Annotated in this window: 14 protein-coding genes; 6 read left to right on the top strand and 8 right to left on the bottom strand. The window is 47.6% G+C overall.

Going from position 1 to position 18,917, the window contains the following annotated elements; genetic code table 11:
* From QHH26_10225 to QHH26_10250, 6 genes are all read right to left on the bottom strand, one after another.
* Positions 1-1,623, bottom strand: coding sequence for a polysaccharide biosynthesis/export family protein (locus QHH26_10225; GenBank protein ID MDH7482332.1), 1,623 nt, complete (start codon positions 1,621-1,623; stop codon positions 1-3).
* Between the two features lie 123 nt (positions 1,624-1,746).
* The gene (locus QHH26_10230) at positions 1,747-3,480 is read right to left on the bottom strand and encodes a phosphodiester glycosidase family protein (GenBank protein MDH7482333.1); all 1,734 of its coding nucleotides are present in this window, start codon (positions 3,478-3,480) and stop codon (positions 1,747-1,749) included.
* A 77-nt stretch (positions 3,481-3,557) separates the two neighbouring features.
* Entirely contained in the window at positions 3,558-4,679 is a 1,122-nt protein-coding gene (locus QHH26_10235) for a hypothetical protein (protein MDH7482334.1), read from the bottom strand.
* 3 nt (positions 4,680-4,682) lie between these two features.
* Positions 4,683-6,503 carry a glutamate mutase L gene (locus QHH26_10240; protein MDH7482335.1) on the bottom strand — a complete coding sequence of 607 codons (1,821 nt, stop codon included), beginning with the start codon at positions 6,501-6,503 and terminating at the stop codon, positions 4,683-4,685.
* A 96-nt stretch (positions 6,504-6,599) separates the two neighbouring features.
* Positions 6,600-7,061 (bottom strand): hypothetical protein, encoded by a 462-nt coding sequence (locus QHH26_10245; protein MDH7482336.1) that lies wholly within the window; start codon positions 7,059-7,061, stop codon positions 6,600-6,602.
* Between the two features lie 254 nt (positions 7,062-7,315).
* Positions 7,316-8,581 (bottom strand): peptidyl-prolyl cis-trans isomerase, encoded by a 1,266-nt coding sequence (locus QHH26_10250; protein ID MDH7482337.1) that lies wholly within the window; start codon positions 8,579-8,581, stop codon positions 7,316-7,318.
* A gap of 357 nt (positions 8,582-8,938) precedes the next feature.
* Between QHH26_10250 and QHH26_10255 the strand changes: the two genes are divergently transcribed.
* Positions 8,939-10,999, top strand: a complete 2,061-nt coding sequence (locus QHH26_10255; protein ID MDH7482338.1) for an acetylxylan esterase — start codon at positions 8,939-8,941, stop codon at positions 10,997-10,999.
* Between the two features lie 147 nt (positions 11,000-11,146).
* Here the strand turns inward: QHH26_10255 and QHH26_10260 are convergent, their stop codons facing one another.
* A complete protein-coding gene (locus tag QHH26_10260) occupies positions 11,147-12,430 on the bottom strand; it encodes an MFS transporter (GenBank protein MDH7482339.1) in 1,284 nt (427 codons plus the stop codon).
* A gap of 227 nt (positions 12,431-12,657) precedes the next feature.
* Here QHH26_10260 and QHH26_10265 point away from each other — a divergent pair, with 227 nt between their 5' ends.
* The 5 genes from QHH26_10265 to QHH26_10285 all read left to right on the top strand — a co-directional run bounded on the left by QHH26_10265 (position 12,658) and on the right by QHH26_10285 (position 16,865).
* A complete protein-coding gene (locus QHH26_10265) occupies positions 12,658-13,260 on the top strand; it encodes an RNA polymerase sigma factor (GenBank protein ID MDH7482340.1) in 603 nt (200 codons plus the stop codon).
* A 79-nt stretch (positions 13,261-13,339) separates the two neighbouring features.
* Positions 13,340-13,825 carry a hypothetical protein gene (locus QHH26_10270; protein MDH7482341.1) on the top strand — a complete coding sequence of 162 codons (486 nt, stop codon included), beginning with the start codon at positions 13,340-13,342 and terminating at the stop codon, positions 13,823-13,825.
* Positions 13,822-14,829, top strand: a complete 1,008-nt coding sequence (locus tag QHH26_10275) for an outer membrane lipoprotein-sorting protein (protein MDH7482342.1) — start codon at positions 13,822-13,824, stop codon at positions 14,827-14,829. Before QHH26_10270 ends, QHH26_10275 begins: the two co-directional genes overlap by 4 nt.
* 69 nt (positions 14,830-14,898) lie before the next feature.
* The gene (locus QHH26_10280) at positions 14,899-15,555 is read left to right on the top strand and encodes a hypothetical protein (protein ID MDH7482343.1); all 657 of its coding nucleotides are present in this window, start codon (positions 14,899-14,901) and stop codon (positions 15,553-15,555) included.
* Between the two features lie 227 nt (positions 15,556-15,782).
* Entirely contained in the window at positions 15,783-16,865 is a 1,083-nt protein-coding gene (locus QHH26_10285; protein ID MDH7482344.1) for a sialidase family protein, read from the top strand.
* 68 nt (positions 16,866-16,933) lie between these two features.
* On the opposite strand, the gene QHH26_10290 is transcribed toward QHH26_10285, so the two are convergent.
* Positions 16,934-18,910, bottom strand: coding sequence for a tetratricopeptide repeat protein (locus QHH26_10290; GenBank protein ID MDH7482345.1), 1,977 nt, complete (start codon positions 18,908-18,910; stop codon positions 16,934-16,936).
* Positions 18,911-18,917: the final 7 nt, after the last annotated feature.

The raw sequence follows: 18,917 nt of genomic DNA on the forward strand, positions 1-18,917 counted from the left end.
CTAGAGCCGGCGGAATAATGTAATTAGGCTTAAGCTAGAAAATACCATTTGCATCGCATCACGCCAGCCCCCTATAAACTTAGAGGGCACGTAAATAATATCGCCAGGTTCAAGCACAGGATTACTTTTAATTGTTCCTCTCATAATTGCTTGCTTGGCGTTGACCTTCAAGATTATAGGTTTTTCAAAGCCGCCGCGGACAATGCTAACTTCTGTTAGCTTGGCTATGTCTGTAGTACCACCAGCATCCCCCAGATAGTCAACCAGTCTTCGGTTGGGACTATATATATATGACCCCGGTTTCTTGACCTCACCAAACACGTGAATTTTGTCAGCAAGTGCAGGAAGTACTAGCGAATCTCCATTTTGCAGTACAACATCCGCCGTGTCGTCGTTTTGCAAAAGAAGGCGTTCGAGATCAACAGGAATATTCTTCAAGACGCCGTTCTCGAAGCGCTCGATTCGTGCTCGTTTGAGATCAGCTTGCGGAGTGACCCCTCCGGTTGCCGTAATAACATTTTTAACAGTCTGGCCTTGCTTGAGGAAGTAAATTCCACTTTTGTTTTCGATATCAGTCGTCGTTGAACCAGGAGCGCGCTGGTATACCCCATCGCCTTTGAATTCTCCAATCAACCGTACAATAGGCTGGAATGCAGAAATCGAGGGGACCACCAAAACATCTCCTGGCTTAAGTGCAATATCATTCGTCTTTGAAAGCAGATTCACATTTATCGCAAACTTCCGTCCGTCTTCGCCAATTCGTTCGATGAAAGCCTTGTCTCGAGCGGCAGCAGGGGTAGTTCCAAGCGCCAAGCTAATTAGGTCGGAAACGGTGAATTCATCTGTTTTCCCGTCAAGCGAAACCATCTCATATCTGCCCGGACGCGTGACTTCGCCTGTTACCTCGAGATAGTCGGTCACTGCAGGAACATGCAAGGTGTCGCCGGGTTCAAGACATATGTCATTTTGCGGATTACCTGTTACAATTATTTTGTAAAGGTCAACAATCTTTTTCGAGCCATTTCGGATGACTTCGATTCGCCGAGTCGAACCTGTTGGCTTAATTTGCGCCTGAAGAGCAGCAAGGCTAGCGGTACATACTGCCGGCAGTATTCGTGGGCCAGCGTTTTCAACCTCACCGCTTATCCATACATTGATTGTGCGGACATTCGAAACTGCGACTGAAACTTCAAAATGTTTGATATAAGTACTCAATCGCTGGCGTATAGCGTCTTCAAGTTCAGAAACCGTTTTGCCAGCCGCTTGTATTTTGCCAGCCAAAGGAAGATAGATATCTCCTCCAGGTGTAACCGTCACCTCATCAGGAGATTCGCCTGCCTTAGCATCCGGACGCGCTTTGTAGCCGAGTGTCGCCTTGCCCTGAACATTAATACTAAGCGTGTCCCCCGGCCCTATGCGGTATTCCGCCCCAGAGAAAGCAGCAGGTATCCATTCATTAAGGTTTCCCAGTTCGCATTTGACTCGGTCGCCTGGGGGAGATTCTGGAATACTCTGTTGGGGAGGGTTTATCAGTAACAAATCCTCAGTCGCGGCGAATGATGAAACGCCGAGGAGTAACAAGAGGCAAATTTTAGAAAGCAATCCTATGATTTGTCCGCGCATGATAAACCGGGAATTCAGCGTTTTGGCAACTGTCGCATCCTTTTGACAAGCCTCTTAAGCCACCCAGGTAACGCAAAAAGTATAACACGACGCTTCTTAGGGTGTCAACTAGACTACTGCCTACTACTGTCTTTTTATTGTAAACGGAGTTAGTCCCTCAACGCTTGCGGTAACTTCGCCTGAGGTGCCTTCTTCCCAAGTAATTGCAAAAGAAGCTTTGCCATCGGCATTTGTGTTTTTCCACGGCTGGTCAGAGGCGCCGCCGGTAACTTTGACTGAAACCATGCAATCCTGCACCGGTTTCCCAGCAGCATCAACGACCAAAACGTTAAGGATACTCTTATTAGCATCACCCGAAGGGTCTGGAATCAATTCTGCAGTGAGCTTACCCGTCGCCTTTGAAATTACCTCAATAGGTAGAGACGCAATTTTGCCATCTAACTTTACAACAATCTCAGTCTCGCCAACCCTTCCGGCGTGGAGCACTCCTCCCTGGTCCACGAAGTTTGTAACGCCGTTCATGCTCCAGATTGCCTTTTCTGCTAACTTTGGATCAATAGGCTGGCCAGATGAATCTACAAGGCTTAGGCGGACAGTTGACCCAGCTACTATGGGAGCAGATGGGGCTGATATAGTAAATTCGGGAACGTCGAAATCCTCAGCCTCTTCGGCAAAGACAGCGAGCGCATTGGGAAGTGGACGAAGCCAGCCATCCGAGGGGCTATTGAGCGTGCCAAACCACGTGGAAAGGGTTGTTGAACCTCCGCCATCGAGATTCATTGCATCAACACATCCTATGGAAAGCATTAGTTCCGCTAGGTCCTTCAGAGGCATGCCGGTGCTTACCTCTTGCCTGCCATCAACTGTAACTAGCACAAGTTTCCCATCTGCTGTTACGCCGAGTGCCGAGCGAGGATGGGTAACGGTAACAAATTTGGAATCCAGCGTTAGGTTTTCCTTTTCAACTTCTAAGCTTATCTTGCCATTACGAACAAGCCTGGGGGTACCACCAGTTGCCTCTATGACCTTTTCCCAACCGGTTGTCGTTTCACCTTTGACATTGAACTGCAAAGTCAACTCTACGCCTTCTTTTAAATTCTCTTTAATAAAGTCCGAACCTGTGCCTCTACCAGAGAGCACAATGCCGTTTTCGGGTATGGGCGTATCACCCGCGTCGGGATTTACGCAGGTAACAGTGCCCTTTAGGGGAACACCAAGCCTGATGGGAAGGTCGGGCGAAATTACAACTGCCTCTGAGCCATTTGACTCTGTGCATGTGCTCTTGAAAAACTTCGGCGTATAGACAACCATCTCGTGATCGCCCCGGGGCCGATTTATGCCCCTTATCGGAAACCACCTGCCATCGGGGAGAATGATTCGAGCATCGAATTCGAGGCGGTCGAATAAGTACTGACCATCGGATGTAATGCCAAACATCGTCCGATTTGGATATGGTTCGCTGACGAGCTCTCCTCCGCTAATGTGAAGACCTAGTGGATCGCCGGTCCAATTGCAAAAATCTGTATTTAGAACAGCAATTGCACGAAGGCGCTTAGCCATGGAGCCAATTGTCTCACGGCCTTTTGTCTTGTCGAGACCCCAAACACAATCACCGCCAAGTACCATTTTAATTTTAATTCCAGGGGCTTTAGGGTCAACTTTTACAATATTTATGATTCGGGGAATTGTATTATCATTTGGCCCAGAACATTCTTTTACAATCTGAGTTAGCACAACACCTGGCGCTAACTCTTTTGTCCATTCTCCTGCATACAAGTTGCATGCAGTAAGCACCAAGAGGGCAAGCGCCAATAAAGAATGTGGAAGCCTAAACAAAACACGTCTTCTTGAAAACATAGTAGGACTCCTTAACCAAGAACTTAATTTAAGAACTTAGTTGTCTTCTATGAGCCACAACCTTAAAAGTTGAAAGACTACTCTTGTATTATCTCAACATTCGCGCGTGGAACTGTAACGTCCTCGCCGTTCTCAAGCTTGGCTTTTAGGGTTCGAACCTTTGCCCCCGATTCAATTAGCACTGGTTCAGGCGGCAATGCTACTACCTCGCCAAGCATGCCAAAATAAGGCTCGCGAATAATACGTATCCTTGTTCCCAATTCAAGAGTTTGCTCACCCGAGGAATCTACGCTGGCAACAACAATGTTTTTAATAGGCACGATTATTTCGGGACGGATTACTCCAGCGCGTATTTGGGTTGCGCCGTTAATTGACGCCTGCCGTCCTTCGAGCGATTTAAGAAGCTCAAAAGTACGATGTGCCATTCGCATCACACCAAAGCCCTCGGTTGCTATTAGCGTTGTTGGGATTTCCTCATGTCCTGTGATGGCAACGCCTATGTCGTAACCGAGGTAATCAACAAGGTCTTTGTCTATAATTCCGCCAACCACTATTCCTGCGACCCCAATCCCGGCGGCTTTTCTTATGGCCGTGCCAGTAATATTAGCGCCCGCGACGATTACCTTTCCGGCGAGATCACCAGTGATTGCATCCTCGTCTACAATTTCACCAGGTTGAGCTACTATTACCTTAATTTCTCCCAGACGCTCGCCGCCCACTCCGAAGATTCCCTGTATAAGTGCACCAGTGGTCTCGACTACGACGCCTTCCTCCGGCAAAACCTCAACGATATCGCCTTCTATATAAGCCTTGACCTCAACCAATGTTGGCTTGTATCGAATGCCTACATGTCCCGAGATTGGCGAGATCATTTCAACCGTGCCAGCAATTGGAGACTTACACTCGTTTCTGAACAGGCCGAAGAAAGATCGGCTCTCAGCGAGGACTGTCCCGGGTTCGACTTCGTCGCCAATGGCAACCTTAAGTACGCGCTCAATCTCCGATGGCTCAATCCCTAGGTACTCTGCCACGCGAACGGTCTGCATTACGCCGGGAAGTTCTGTCCGGGCGACAACTGTGTCAGGCAGGACGTGGTCGCCAACCTTTACGCAAACCTCTCCTTTTAGAGGCAGGCGCCTCATCTTGCGTATTGTCGTTTTCGAACTAACTTTAAGTCCTGGTGTATATGCTGTTCCCATGCTTTACTCCGGTCTTAGCCCTAATGCCTCCATCCATTCTCGCAACTTGGCAATGCGTTTATCATCCTCCGAAGGAATAACCAGCGGACGACCCCGTGCGTCTATTATCAGACCGACCACTCCGCCCTCAACCTCAACAGTGTGCAAGCGACCTCGCCCTGAACCAACATCAAAACCTCTGGCAGGAGTAATCGCAACTTCCGCTTTTTCACCCACGCCTAATGGAATCACTTTGATGCTTCCGAATGGAATGGTATAGGTCTTTGCTTCACTCTCTTGTGATTTTCGATACCTGACTGCTACGGTGCAAGCCGTCTGCCCCTCCTTGCCTATACCTACGGGAACAATTGAGGTTCCTAATTTAATGAGGCAATCACGCTCAAAAACCTGAGATGCCGCCTCGGGCATGATGGTCGAGAGTATTCCGAGCTGGGGCATCATAAATATCGAATCCACTGCCAACATTGTTACTCCCTCAGGTTGATAGGCATCAAGCATCATAAGAGCAGCCTCTGCCCTCCTCGGAGCGTGGCTTAGGATTCCACCACTGCCGACAATCATATCGAGGTCCATCAAATGAACAAGTGTTTTGCCCGTACCTTCTTGGCTAATAGCATCGGCGATTGTCCGAACCTGCTGGACGCCCTTGAGCTCACGGGCAAGCGATTTATGATGTTCAAATGCAAGTCTGAGGGCCTCGCGTGCGACTGCCTGCTCGATATAAAGATCGCGAAGAGTCTGGGGAATCGTTGTTGGTCGAATCATCTTATTGCGAAGTTGATTCCTTACATACCCCTCATCGGCAAGGAATGGAATCCAGCGACGGATATTTTCTATCCCAGCTTCGGCGAGGACGTTGCAAATGGAGTAGCTCATGCCTAAGTTTGCGCTGACAGTACGAGTAAATACGCCAGAAAAAACGGAAAACACATCAGTTGTCGCACCACCTATATCAACTGCTAGCACATTGATTTTCTCCTGCTCGGCAATTGTTTGTATTATTTTGCCGACAGCATTCGGGGTGGACATGATTCCAGAGCTTGTCCAAGTCATCAGCTTGCTGTAGCCAGGAGCTTGTTGCATAACGTGCTGGAGGAACAGCTCATGGATTGCCTCACGCGCTGGTTGAAGGTTCTCGCGGTCGAGAGTTGGACGCAGATTAGGCACGACACGAAGGTCAACGCGGTCGCCAAGTATCTGCTTGACTGCTTCCACAGCATCCTTATTCCCCGCATAGATTACAGGAAGTTTAACGCCAATCCCGAGTCTCGGCTTGGGGTCGGCGGAAATAAGCATTTCAGCTATGTCAACGAGGTGTTTGACCGTCCCACCGTCAGTGCCGCCAGACATTAGTATCATATCGGGCCTAAGCTGACGAATGCGTTCGACCTTCTGATACTCCTTGCGCCCGTCATCAATGGCTATAGTATCCATGATAATCGCCCCTGCTCCGAGCGCTGCTCTTTGAGCACTTTCGGCGCTCATCATTTTCACAACGCCTGCAACGGTCATTTGGAGGCCGCCGCCCGCGCTGGATGTTGACAGATACATGTCTACGCCTACGCCATCTTTTGTGGGCACTTGAATTTTAATTCCTTCTCCAGGATTCGACCCCTCGAAAAGTATCTTTCGGCCAGAAAGTTCTTCGACCTCGCGAACAGCATTCACCACCCCGACCGTTACATCGTCAAACGGAGCTTCAACAGTCGTGGGAGCCTCGCCGCGAACCACAAGTCGGTATTCATCGCCTTGTTTTTCAATGAGAATTGCTTTTGTAGTAGTACTTCCGCAATCGGTTGCCAAGATTGTTTTGACTTCTGCCATCTATGGTCTCCGTACCCGAAGGTAGGTTTCTTCGATGGCACATTCTACCACAGGGAAATTGGTGATGCAACGTTTAGAATGAGGATGCAGAGGTGTTTATGATGCTCGTTCGGCTTGCTCTTCTTCTTCGCACTGCTGGCGTCGGAGGGTTCGAATGAGCCAATCGCGGAATATTGCCGCTTCGACTGTTTTTCCGATTCCCTCAGCTCGATTTTTGCCTATTAACGCAAGCATTTGGACATGATGCTGCCCACGTTTATTTCCTTCGCGTTCGAACTGCTTGTACGCTTCATCGAGCAGTCTGACGGATTCTTGTGCAGCTGCGGGGTCTTTGAACCGAAGAATACCTGAGAGTCGTCTGGCTTCTTCCGAATATGTACGACCGCTCGTAGTTACATACAGATTCTCATACTCGACCGGTCGGCCAGACTTGATGAGTACATTTGCCACATAACTGCGGTCGGTATTTAAAGCATCGGCTATTGCCTCCACATCGAGACCACGGTCATACAGCTCAATTATCCGCTCTTTTTTGGTAACTTTTTGTTGAGTCTCCATCGCCCTTCCACAACCCTATGCGGTCGATTCAAAAACTACAGACTTTCTCTACTTTTTTGGAATAATACCCAAATTCGGGAACTAGGACGACGTGAAAAAACGTATTGAAAGTTGAAGAACTGATTACAGAACCTTTTTCTCCTTTCAGACCGATACCGACTGCAATTGTCATAGCTTAGCGTCTTGGATGTTATCGTAGAACCTCCCGACGAAACCCTGCCGGCCGAAAAAGACCGGCAGGGTTATTTCTTTGTTTATTCTGAACCTTTTACCAAATTGAAAATCGCCGTTTGATAGCGTCTGAGATTGATTTTGATTGTCGCATCCCTCCATGCTTGCTGCATTAATTGGTTCAAATCGTTAGCCGACTTGCCTTTCTCAAGCATTAGTTTTTGACGGATGTGGATGCGCACTTCTTCTAAGGGTCTAACCACAGCTTCTTTCTTATCCAACACTTTGAAGATAACGTACTCGCCGCCGCCTGCCTCAATTGGGTCAGTCCATTGACCAACAGGTGTGCTCAGTACGATATCCTGAACTTCCTTGGGCACCTCCTGGCTGCCGCGCGTAATTGGTCTCCTTAGGCGCCCGCCTGCCTTCGCCGAAACTTTGTCATCCGACAACTCCAACGCCACCTCGCCGAAATCTTTGCCCTCTCTTAACATCTGGGCGGCTTTATCCGCAATGTCCTTGTTTTTCGCAAAAATAGCGGCAACGACAGCTTGCTCAGGTACGGTGAATTCTTCAGCTTTGTGTTGGTTATAGTATTCCTCTACCTCCTTATCAGTAACTACAACGCCCTTAGTAGCAAGGTTGTATTGCGTTTGTTGAATGCGAATCATCTCCCTCATCTCGTCTTGGGTTAGGCTTCCCTCTGTAAATTGGCGTGCAATCTCAGGAATCTTAACGGTTGCCTGCCAAGCTTCCTCGATTTGCTCAGCAGTAGGAACGACACTCTCCCTTTCCGCTAGCTTTGCCTGGAGGGATTCGCTTATTAGGTCTCTTAAAACCGATAAGCCACTAATATTTCCTTCAACGCTTAATGGAATGCGCTCAAGACGCCGGTAGTAATCACGACTGCTAATCGGTTGGCCATCCACGATTGCAACCGGGGGCATGATTTGGAGCATTATGTCATTTAGCCAATCGTTTAAGCTTTCTGCGCCAAATTCCGTGGGGGCATTGAAAATAAAAAGTCGAGATTTTGCAACCGCAATGCCTAAAGTTCGATTTGCTTGCTTAGGTTTGCATACGCGCACTAGCCCCCAAGGCGTATCACAATTAACAGTATAAACCCAACCCGTGCCAAGACCCATCTTGGTTTTGTAGAACGCCCAAACTTCGATCGGCTTTGCATTCGCTGGCAAGTTATATTCAAACACACTAGCACCGCCACGCAGGTCCTGATTGGCAAGCTTTGCTCCAGGGTATTGGGGAATCTCAACCGAAGCATCTGCCGCGAACACGGAGTTTATGCCAACCGCTAGCAATATCAACGCACCAAGCGAAAATAACTTCATTTGTTCTTACCTCCAAATTAATGCATACAACATGGATTATTCCTGAATGGCAAAAGAATTCCTTTTGCCAGGATATGGAAGTTAAATCGAAGGACTAACCCAACCAATCGTCCAATAAATTTTGCAGATTTTACTCTGGGCAAAGTAATTGTGGCGATGCGGCCCGCTGAGATTATAGCCAATTCAACATGTCTAACATTAATCTAGACGATTCCGCCAGCAAACGCAATAATTTCGTGATATGTAACGAGATTGCCAACCATCAAGATGTAGACGCCGCTGGCATTCCAAACGCTTTGCATTGGCTAAGCTGGCAAGATTGTAATTTATTGATTGGAGGTTACCAATTTGGACTTAATGAAAGTAGGTTCATTTTTGTCGGCCGCCATAATTGCCATTTGTTTGTTCACATACGCAATTGCCACTGAAGAAAGGAGCATGCATTTGAATCCATATGATATTGGTAGCATCCACGATAACCGATGTGAGGAAATTCGACATTTGGATATGATATACTCGTTCGCCGCACCTGCAACAAAGAAGGCATGGTCCGAGCGAGCGAAATACCTGCGCGAACAAATACTCACAGGCGCAGGGCTCCTTCCAACGCCAGAAAAGACGCCTCTCAACGTACGCATCTTTGGACGAATCGAGCGGGACGACTACTCTATTGAAAAGGTTTATTTCGAGAGTTTCCCAGGCTTTTATGTAACAGGCAATCTCTTCCGGCCGATTGGTAAGAAGGGACCGTTCCCGGCAGTATTAAACACCCATGGCCACTGGAGCGATGGCAGACTAGTGCATAGAGAGGAAACCTCAATCCCCGGCAGATGCATTAATTTCGCAAAGCAAGGATACATCGCATTTGCTTATGATATGATTGGCTTTCTCGACTCCAAACAGGTTGAACACCGACTTGGCCAACTTGACGGCGAACGTGAGCATTTGTGGGGCATCAGCATCGGCGGCCTGCAACTTTGGAACAGCATCAGGGCAGTTGACTTCCTACTTTCTTTGCCCGATGTGGATAAGAACCGCATTGCATGCACCGGAGCATCCGGCGGTGGCACGCAAACCTTCCTCTTAACGGCGGTTGACGACCGGGTGAAATTTTCAGCACCTGTTAACATGATATCCTCCACAATGCAAGGCGGCTGTCAATGTGAAAACCCACCGCTCATTAGGCTTGACACAAATAACATGGAGATTGGTGCGCTAGCCGCTCCCCGTCCACTACTTCTTGTCTCCGCCACTGGCGACTGGACTGTAAAAACGCCGACAGTCGAGTTCCCTGCGATTAAAAGCGTTTACAAGCTTCTTGGTGTAGAGGATAAAGTGGCATACGTTCAGTTTGATGCACCACATAACTACAACAAAGACAGCCGTGAAGCCGTATATGCTTGGTTTGGACGTTGGATTTTAGGTAACCCAGACCCGTCAGCATTCAAGGAGCGCCCTTTTGAAATCGAGAAACCCGAAGACATGCTTGTTTTTGCAAAAGAGCCGCGGCCTGCAAATGCTCTGGATGCCAAAGGAATTATTGAAAACCGCATAGAGGCAGCGAAAAAACAGCTCCAAACAATGAAACCGTACGACGAGGAAAGTTTAAAGCTGTTTCGAAAAACGTTTGGCGTGCCATTCAAGCATTGTCTTGCCGCCGTGATGCCCAAAAATGCCGAAGTTATAGCTGAACCACGCGGAACCTTTGTTTTTGGCAATTTCAAAGGCGAAAAGCTTGTGATTGGACGCAAGGGAAAAGGCGACCAAATTCCAGCCTGCCTCATTCACCCGAATTCTACCGCAAGAAAGCCTCACGCGACATTAATCGTTGGAAGCTCCAAGAGCGACATTCTTATCAATCATGACACACTCGTCCGTATTCTCCTAGACAAAGGCACGACTGTTCTTACAATAGACTGCTTTAACACTGGAGAAGCAATTTGTGAAAATCCCAATCGAACAACAAAGTATAAATTCTTTTCTACGTATAACCGCACCGACACGGCAAATCGTGTCCAGGATATCTTAACTGCTCTGTCCTACCTACAAAGCATGAAAGGTATATCATCAGTCAGCCTTATTGGAATTGGCGAGGCGGGTCCCTGGTGCATGCTTGCTAGGGCTCTCGCTGAAGGGGTTCAAAAAACTATTATAGATGCAAATGGCTTTGACTCATCCAATGATCAAGCTTTCGTTGAAAAGCTTTTCGTACCATGTCTCAGAAGAGCAGGTGATTTTCAAACGGCAAGTGCACTAATTTGCCCTGGCTGGCTATTTATACACAATACAAGGGGCTTTTTCAAAACAGACTGGGTTGAGGACGTCTACCGTGCCGCTGGAGCATTGTCTTCTCTGAAAATTCGGGGCACAAGGGCCACCGACGCCGAAATTGCCGACTGGGTTACCCGTGTTCAATAATTTTATAAAACGGCGGCTACAGTACTGCCGCCGTGAGTTTCCAATGCATTTGCAATTATTAAAAACAAAGGGTTCGCAGGCTTAAAGTTCTCCCGCAAACCCTAATAATTTTCTAAAATGAACTATTGCCGCCTAAAAAAGAACCTGCTAGCTCTCTTCCAACTTTGTGGTAACTTCTGGCGTCACTTCTGCCTCGGCTTGAGTAGAAGCTGCTGATTCAGCCGGGGTAAGCTTAACAGCTCTGTAACCACCCTCAAGCTTATGAATGACATAGAAGACCGCCATGACAACAGTCAGAATGGCAGGAAGAATTGCTGCATGCCTCAGAGCGCCAACGACCCCGAATTTTTCGTACCAGCCTCCAAAGATTGGCTGGGCAAAACCAGCAGAAGCCATTCCCGCGGCGCCCATCAAACCCATAAGGAGCGCCCCACCCTCAGGGAACCGCTCTGATGTGTATCCTAACATTGTGGGCCAGAAGTAGCAAATGCCTGCAGAGAAAACCGTCGCTGCCAAAAACGCCATTACTGGCCCCTTAGCCATGCTAAGCGCAATCAAACCTATGAAAGAAACAATTGACGAAAGCAGCAGCACACCAATGGGCGACAGTTTATGCACTACTGGACCTGCAAACACACGTCCTATCAGCATTACAAAGCTAATCCACCCAAGGACAAGGGTCCCGACCTTAATTCCGCTATTTTTCATCATCTCAGCTATCCACTGATTCGTGCCTAGCTCGGTTGCCGCACTCAACCACATACAAACCCAAAAAACCAAATACAAGGAGAAAATGGAACGCCACATTCTAGCAGTTGACACTCCAGATTGGACGCGCTCGGTAGGCGGGAGCTTGAGCTTGATGAACATTGCGCCGTATAAAAGCGTGGGGATGAAAAGCACGCCCGTCTTAATCTGCCAACTTGCGTTGAAAAGCGACATAATATAAGCAATAACAGTTCCAATTACGATTCCGCCGGGCCACCACGCATGCAATGCGTTCAGTTTGGCAGTCTTGTCCTCGGGATACAATGTAGCTACTAGAGGATTGACAGCACCCTCAATAAAACCGTTTCCAAAACCGATTAGCAAAGTTCCTATGGCTAACATTTGAATACTGTTAGCAAAGACAGTCCCACTGATGCCAGCCATGTGCAGTATCCATGCGAATACTAGCAGTGTCTTCATCCCAAGCCAGTCGCAAACAATCCCACTTAAGGCGATTGCAATCGTGAAGCCCCAGAATGCACCCACAATCGCCCATCCAATCGCATCTGGTGTCGCGTTAAACTGCTTCATAAAATCGCCTAGAGTGTCACCGCGAATACCAAATGCGATTGCGCTTACTACCAGCGCAATGCAACTTGCAGCAAATAACTCTGAGCGAGCGCTCGCAACATAACTTGATGAGCTTGAAGCTTTTGTACTCAATTTTTTACCTCCGTGTCCGAATGAGTTCGCCAACAACATAGTTGCACCCGCCAAATAGCCCTTTTGTAGGCACAAATTGCGGGTCTGCAACTTCTTAGCGCTTAAATTCTCTTAAATTGATAAGATTTCCTCCTTGAGTTATTCAAATTTTGCTGAAACAAAGTTGTGGTATAATTCGAAATCCATAAAAATATGGATGCTATTCTCTACAGCGAGAGTCAATATTAATGACTAAGCCGGCTGATAAAAGCAAAATGGAGATGCCCGATTCCGAATTTGTGCGATTAGCAAAGCAAGGAAATACCTTGGCCTTTGAAAATTTATACCGGCGCTATAACGCCAAGATTTATAATTTCTCAAGGCAAATTGTCGGGCACGAAGAGGATGCTGAAGATGCAACTCAAGAAGCTTTTGTCCGCGCATGGAACGCTCTTGAGCAATTACGAGAAGGCGATTCGTTTAATGTTTGGCTTCATCGTATTGCACTAAATGTTTGCAAGGATCTCTTAAAGAAACGCGCAAAAGCTTCGACAAATACAATAAAAATAACTCCGAATGATGAAAATAAATCTGAAGAAATCCATATCGCTGGCAAGGAACCTGACCCTTCTTCGAAGCTTGAAATTGAAGAAAAAAGGCGTGTAGTGGCAAAGGCAATTGATGCATTAAGCCCAGAACATAGGCTTGTAGTTACAATGCACCATTTGGAAGGCATGGACATCGAGAGTATAGCCGAGGTTCTTGGCACAAGGCGCGGCACTGTAATGTCGAGGCTCGCGCGAGCAAGGGAGGTTCTCCGGCGCAAGCTTGCGCCATATGTAGAACCATAGAGCCAATAATAAATGAGCCATAAGCCAAAGATTCTCGACCATGCAAAAAGCAAAATTAAGAGCACTTATGGGAAAAACCATGAAAGAATCGCAGAATAGAGAATGCACTGAAATAGCTGCTAAATTGGCTGATTATTCAGTTGGCGGTTGCAGTGCGCGGCTTCGCCGTAAGATTGAAGACCATGTCGCTTCATGCTCAAAATGTGCACGAGAGCTCGACGCTCTGGCCCGCACCGCAAGCCTAATACAGGAGGCTGGGCTAGAGAAAGCTCCCGATGCATGGAACGCAATCGTGTGCCGTCTCCGGCCGAAACCCTTGCGCACGAGGACTGCCAACCCAATTTGGTGGCTTGCGCGACACAAACTTCATTCGGCGGCTGCCGCAGGCGCAGTTTTGATTACCATCGGCGCCTTGCTATTTACGAATATTCAAAACCCACCAGAAATCGGAGCCAACACATATTTTGCGCATCATGCCACTATGAGCTGGAACGAACCTTTTGCAGATAAGGCCGTCCTAGGTCTGGTGAGCTGCATCGAACTTAAAAAGGAGGGATCGCTGTGAGGAAGATTTGTGGATGGGCCTTAATCATTGCAACTTTCGTCATCCCACAATTCGCTCTCGCAGCGATATCTGCGCGCGAAATAGTAGAAAAAACTTACGCCGCCGAGAAAAAAGCAACACTTCAAGGAATAAAGTTCGTTTCTGTCCAGGCGGGCAGGGCGCCGGTATCTTCGAAAGTCAGGGTATACCGAAGTCAAGGGCGTTCACGAATGGAATTCCTTACTGGCCCAACAGCTGGCACAATCATTATTGAAAGCAACAACTCAATAATTACGATTTCTGCAAAGCAGAAAATGCCAACCGCTTGCTTGCAACATAAGACAGGAGATTATCTTGGTCAGCTTTTTAAAAATTATGTGCCAAAGCTTGTCGGCTCGCAAAGCATAGCAGGCCGCAACTGCTACATAATTAAGCTTGAACCGAAGTTTAGCGGCAATCCTACAAGCAAGATTTGGGTAGACAAGGAAAAATACATCATTCTGAGGACCGATTGGTACGGCTTAAATGGCAAACTTTTTAGCCTCAGCCGATATGATAGCATAGATTTTTCCGCTAGGCCGCCTGACTCTCTATTCACCGCCCCAATTAAGCCTGAAAGTTCGGCTGTCTGCAGAAGCACTATGAACATAAATGAAGTTCGCAAGGCGGTGGGATTTACACCACTAAAACCAAAATATCTTCCAAAAGGCTACACATTTGATGGGTACTACATACAAACTTCGCCTTGCGGCATATCATTCGCGGCCCTAAAATACGCAAATGGCCTAAACACTATTTCGGTTTTCGAGAGCAAGTGCCCATGTGGTGGACCGGGATGCATGGCAGACAATCGCGGGCAAAAGCGCAGATTTGGCCGTGGAGCAAGATGTGGCCCAAACGGATGCATTTTAGCTGACCGTCCACACGCAAGGATGTTCCAAACAAGGGTTGGCGACATCACAATCGCCGTCGTAGGCGATGCGCCTACGTCTGAGCTTGTGAAAATTGCTGAGAGTATCAAATAGTTTTTAGGAATGCAAAACGATTTACATTAGTCTAATAAACGGCAAAACTTCAAACTTAGGAGGATTGAGATGAAAACAAGAACGTATGTTTTAGTAGCGTTTCTAATTATCTTAGCGCTTGCAGCAACGCTCGCATACGCCTATGGCCCAGGTCGCGGCCCAAGAATGGCTGGGCCACCGGCAGGCTGTCCACGCATGGGGATAGGTCTTGCAGGTGGAGGCGCGTGGTGGATGACAGCCCAGCCAAAAACTCCAGAGGAAAAAGCCTTCATAGATAAAGTCCGAGGATTGCACGAAGAGATTCGGACCAAACAGTTTGAACTAGCGCGACTTCGAAACCAAAAGGGAACCGAAAAGCAAATCGCCAGCCTTGAGAAAGAAATCGCCAAATTGCGCACCCAACTTCATGAGACCCTATGGAACAATCGTGAGCTAGCAATGAAGTTAGGCGCAGGACCAGGTGTAGGAACAACCCCGCCTGGCTGCGGTATGTGGTGTAAAGGCTACCCAGGAGCATGCGACCAATGCCCATTCAAAGACGAATGCCCTTGTTATGGCAAGCAGGCTGGCAAACGCATCCAGGGCTATGTTTGTCCCAGAATGTGCGCTCCTTGCTGCAATGGTGCTCCAGGGCAATGTGCAAACTGTCCATACAAAGATAAGTGCCCTTGTCCATATAAAGGAAAACCAGCAGCTGAAGTGCGACAAGGCCCTCCTGCAAAGTAACAGGACTTTAAGCATCAATTAAGACCTCTAAAGAAAGCCTATCGTTGCAAGACGATAGGCTTTCTTTTAATGCAAACGTGCAACTTCAAAATATTACTTCTTTTGGAGGAGAAAAGGTTGTTATCTAGAATTAAGAATGTATGAAAGCGCTAACAAGACTTTTACTACTGATCTTTGTTGTCAATTTCTACCCGCCCCACCCGGTTGCGAAAGGAGAAGCTATTCGCATGAGAAAGGTGAAAGACCTTATCATCTATCGAGATGACATGTATTATTGTGCATTTCCATCGTTAGTGGTTCGAAAGGATGGCGAAATTCTCTGCGCATTTCGGAGGGCGCCAAACCGGAAGCTTTTGTGGGGCGGCAAATACAGCCATACCGACCCCAATAGCTACCTTGTTCTAGTTCGCTCGAAAGATGGCGGTGAGACTTGGACCAAAGAGCCCGAGCTTATCTACGCTCATCCACTAGGGGGTTCGCAGGATCCTTGCATGATACAGCTTAAAGATGGGTCAATTGTTTGCTCAAGTTATGCTTGGGCGTTATTGCCGCCCGAGGGCGTTGAAAAATATCAAAAGACTTTAAGTCACCCCCCATTTGGATTCCTGGGGGGTTATATCATGCGCTCGGACGACGGCGGCAAAACTTGGAAAGGCCCGTTTATACCGCCACCAGTTCCAGAAGACAAAACGCTAGACGTGCTAGGTAAGCCCTGCCCCGCTTACAATCGAGGCGCTATGATTCAGCGTAAAGACGGAAAGCTGTACTGGGCCGTTGCCGCAAACGAAGGAAAACGCGACCGACTGACGTCTGTTCACCTTATGACTTCGTCGGACCGCGGCGAGACATGGGAATATGTTTGCCCGATTGCTAAGGACAGCAAGATTACACTCAATGAATCATCGCTGGTTGAAACAGTAAAAGGTGACATAGTTTGCTTTATACGAACGGCAAACTTCAACGACCATCTGGTAATCTCGCGCTCGACAGACGGTGGCAAGAGTTTCAAGTGGGAAGATGGCAAAATCATTGGCCACCCATATCATGCAATACGATTAAAAGATGGGCGTGTGTTTTTGGTCTATGGTTACCGGCATGAGCCCTACGGGGTACGCGCGAGATTACTGAACCCCGACTGCACCAATGTTGCCGAGGCACCGGAACTCGTTATCCGCGATGACGGAGGCAATGGGGATCTTGGGTATCCATGGGCGGCACTACTCCCAGATGGGCGAATCCTTGTCGCATACTATTTCAACCAATCAGACGGACCCAGATTTATTGCAGGAAGCATAATTGAAATAAATTAACCCCAAATTCTAGCTAAGCCAAACGCTAAAGGTCTCAATTACCTGAATATTCAACACATGGCTAGCATTTATGGTTCGGGCATCTTCGCGGATAACATCCTCAGGAAGTCTTCCGGCAAGTTGATGCCAAGCTTTTGGAGCTCATGAACCTGCTGCCAAACCGCAGCATATCGGCGTTTTACGAAAAGCACGCCCACAAGCCGCCTGCGAGCTTCGATGTCGTCCGGTTTTTCTTTTATCGCAAGCTCTAGCTCCCGGATGGCATCGTCGAACTTCCCCAACTTCGCAAATGCAATTCCTAGATTGTAGTGCAAATTTGGCAGGTGGGGGTCAATTTGCATAGCTTTTAGGTAGTGTGCTATTCCCTCTTCCACTCGGCTTCGACTAACCAAAAGGACACCAAGATTTGTATAAGCCTCGGCGAAATCCGGTTCAATGCGAATTGCCTCTCTGTAATTTGCTATGGCTTCATCGGTTCTCCCCAAATCGGCAAGCACATCAGCCAAGATGCAGTGAACTTTCGCATCGTTTGGCCTAAGCTTAAGACACTCATAGTAATGAGCAACAGCCTCATCAGCCCTCCCATCCTTCACAAGCGAATCGGCAAGAGCTTGATGTGCATCTGCATCCGTAGGCCTAAGCTTGAGCGCCACTTCGTAATGAGGAATTGCATCGGCATGACGCTCCTTCTCGGCAAGAGCCAACGCAAGATTAAAGTGCGCTATGAAGTTGTCCTTTGTAATTGCCACTGTATGGCCAAACAGCGTTATGGGATTTCTCCAGTAACCAACCTGGACCCAGGAAGCAATTATGAAGGCGATTAGAGCGACAATGCCAATAAAAGGCAAAACAGAAGAACGGAGTAAAAATCGGAGAGGAGTTTTTTCTTTCCCATGCTCACACCTTCCAATCTTTGCCTTCGAACAACCAACCACATCCGATATTCCCCAAGTAACTAATATAAAGATACCAATAAGCGGAATGTACGTATACCTATCTGCCATCGCCTGTGAGCCAACCTGGACAAGACCAATAACGGGTACAAGCGTGCCAAGGTACCAAAGCCATCCCACGCCGAGGTAAGGATATTCCCGCATAGCTCGCAGGATAATCACAGTCAAGCAGAAAAGCACAAATGCTGAAATAATTACCTCCCAAGTAGGTAACGAATCCTCAGGATGTGGATAGAACACAGCTAGTCTCTGGGGCCAAATGGCTTTAAGGATATAACTGACGTAGGAGACTAGTGCATTTGCCAACCTAACACCAAGAGGGAGGCTCTTCATTACGCGAGTAGTTCCACCTGCCTCTTGGGCAAGGTAAGTTATAAAGCACGAAACTGCAGACAAGCAAAAAAGAGGGATTTTCTCCAATACGAGGCTTTTAATCCTGCCTTTGGGCATAATAATTGACGGAAAATTAGCGAAGTTCCACCTATTTAGGGGCCAGTAATCTAATAGGAGTAACACAAAAGGAAGGGTAACAATCATAGGCTTAGCCATAAGGCCAATAGTGAAGAACATTAATATCGGAACATAGGTCTTAATTCCAGGACTCAGAGTATATCGAACATACGCCAAAATCGTCAGCATCCCAAAAAAGGCGCTTAATACATCCTTGCGCTCTGAAACCCATGCAACCGACTCGACATGGAGCGGATGAACCCCAAACAGAGCAGCTACGAAGCCGCTTTTCCAAACCGAGCCAGTCAGCCTGAGAAGCAGGACAAACAACAATATTGTGTTTATGGTGTGAAACAGTAGATTCTGAACATGGTGTCTGCCAGCATCAAGCCCAAAAAGTTGGCAGTCAAGCATATGGCTTATCCATGTTACGGGATGCCAGTTTGCCGCATAAAAAGCCGTGAAGCACCACTTGACTGCCTCAGCGTTGAGTCCTTTATGCAAATGCACATTAGTTTGGATATACTGCGCATCGTCAAAAAGAAACTCATACCCTAAGATGCGCCAATAAACAGCGGCTACAATAAACGCTAGGAGAACTGCAACAATATAGGCTTGATAATTGCCCTTCAATCTACGCATTTCGGAT

It is taken from the genome of Armatimonadota bacterium (assembly GCA_029907255.1).
Lineage (GTDB): Bacteria > Armatimonadota > UBA5829 > DTJY01 > DTJY01 > JAIMAU01.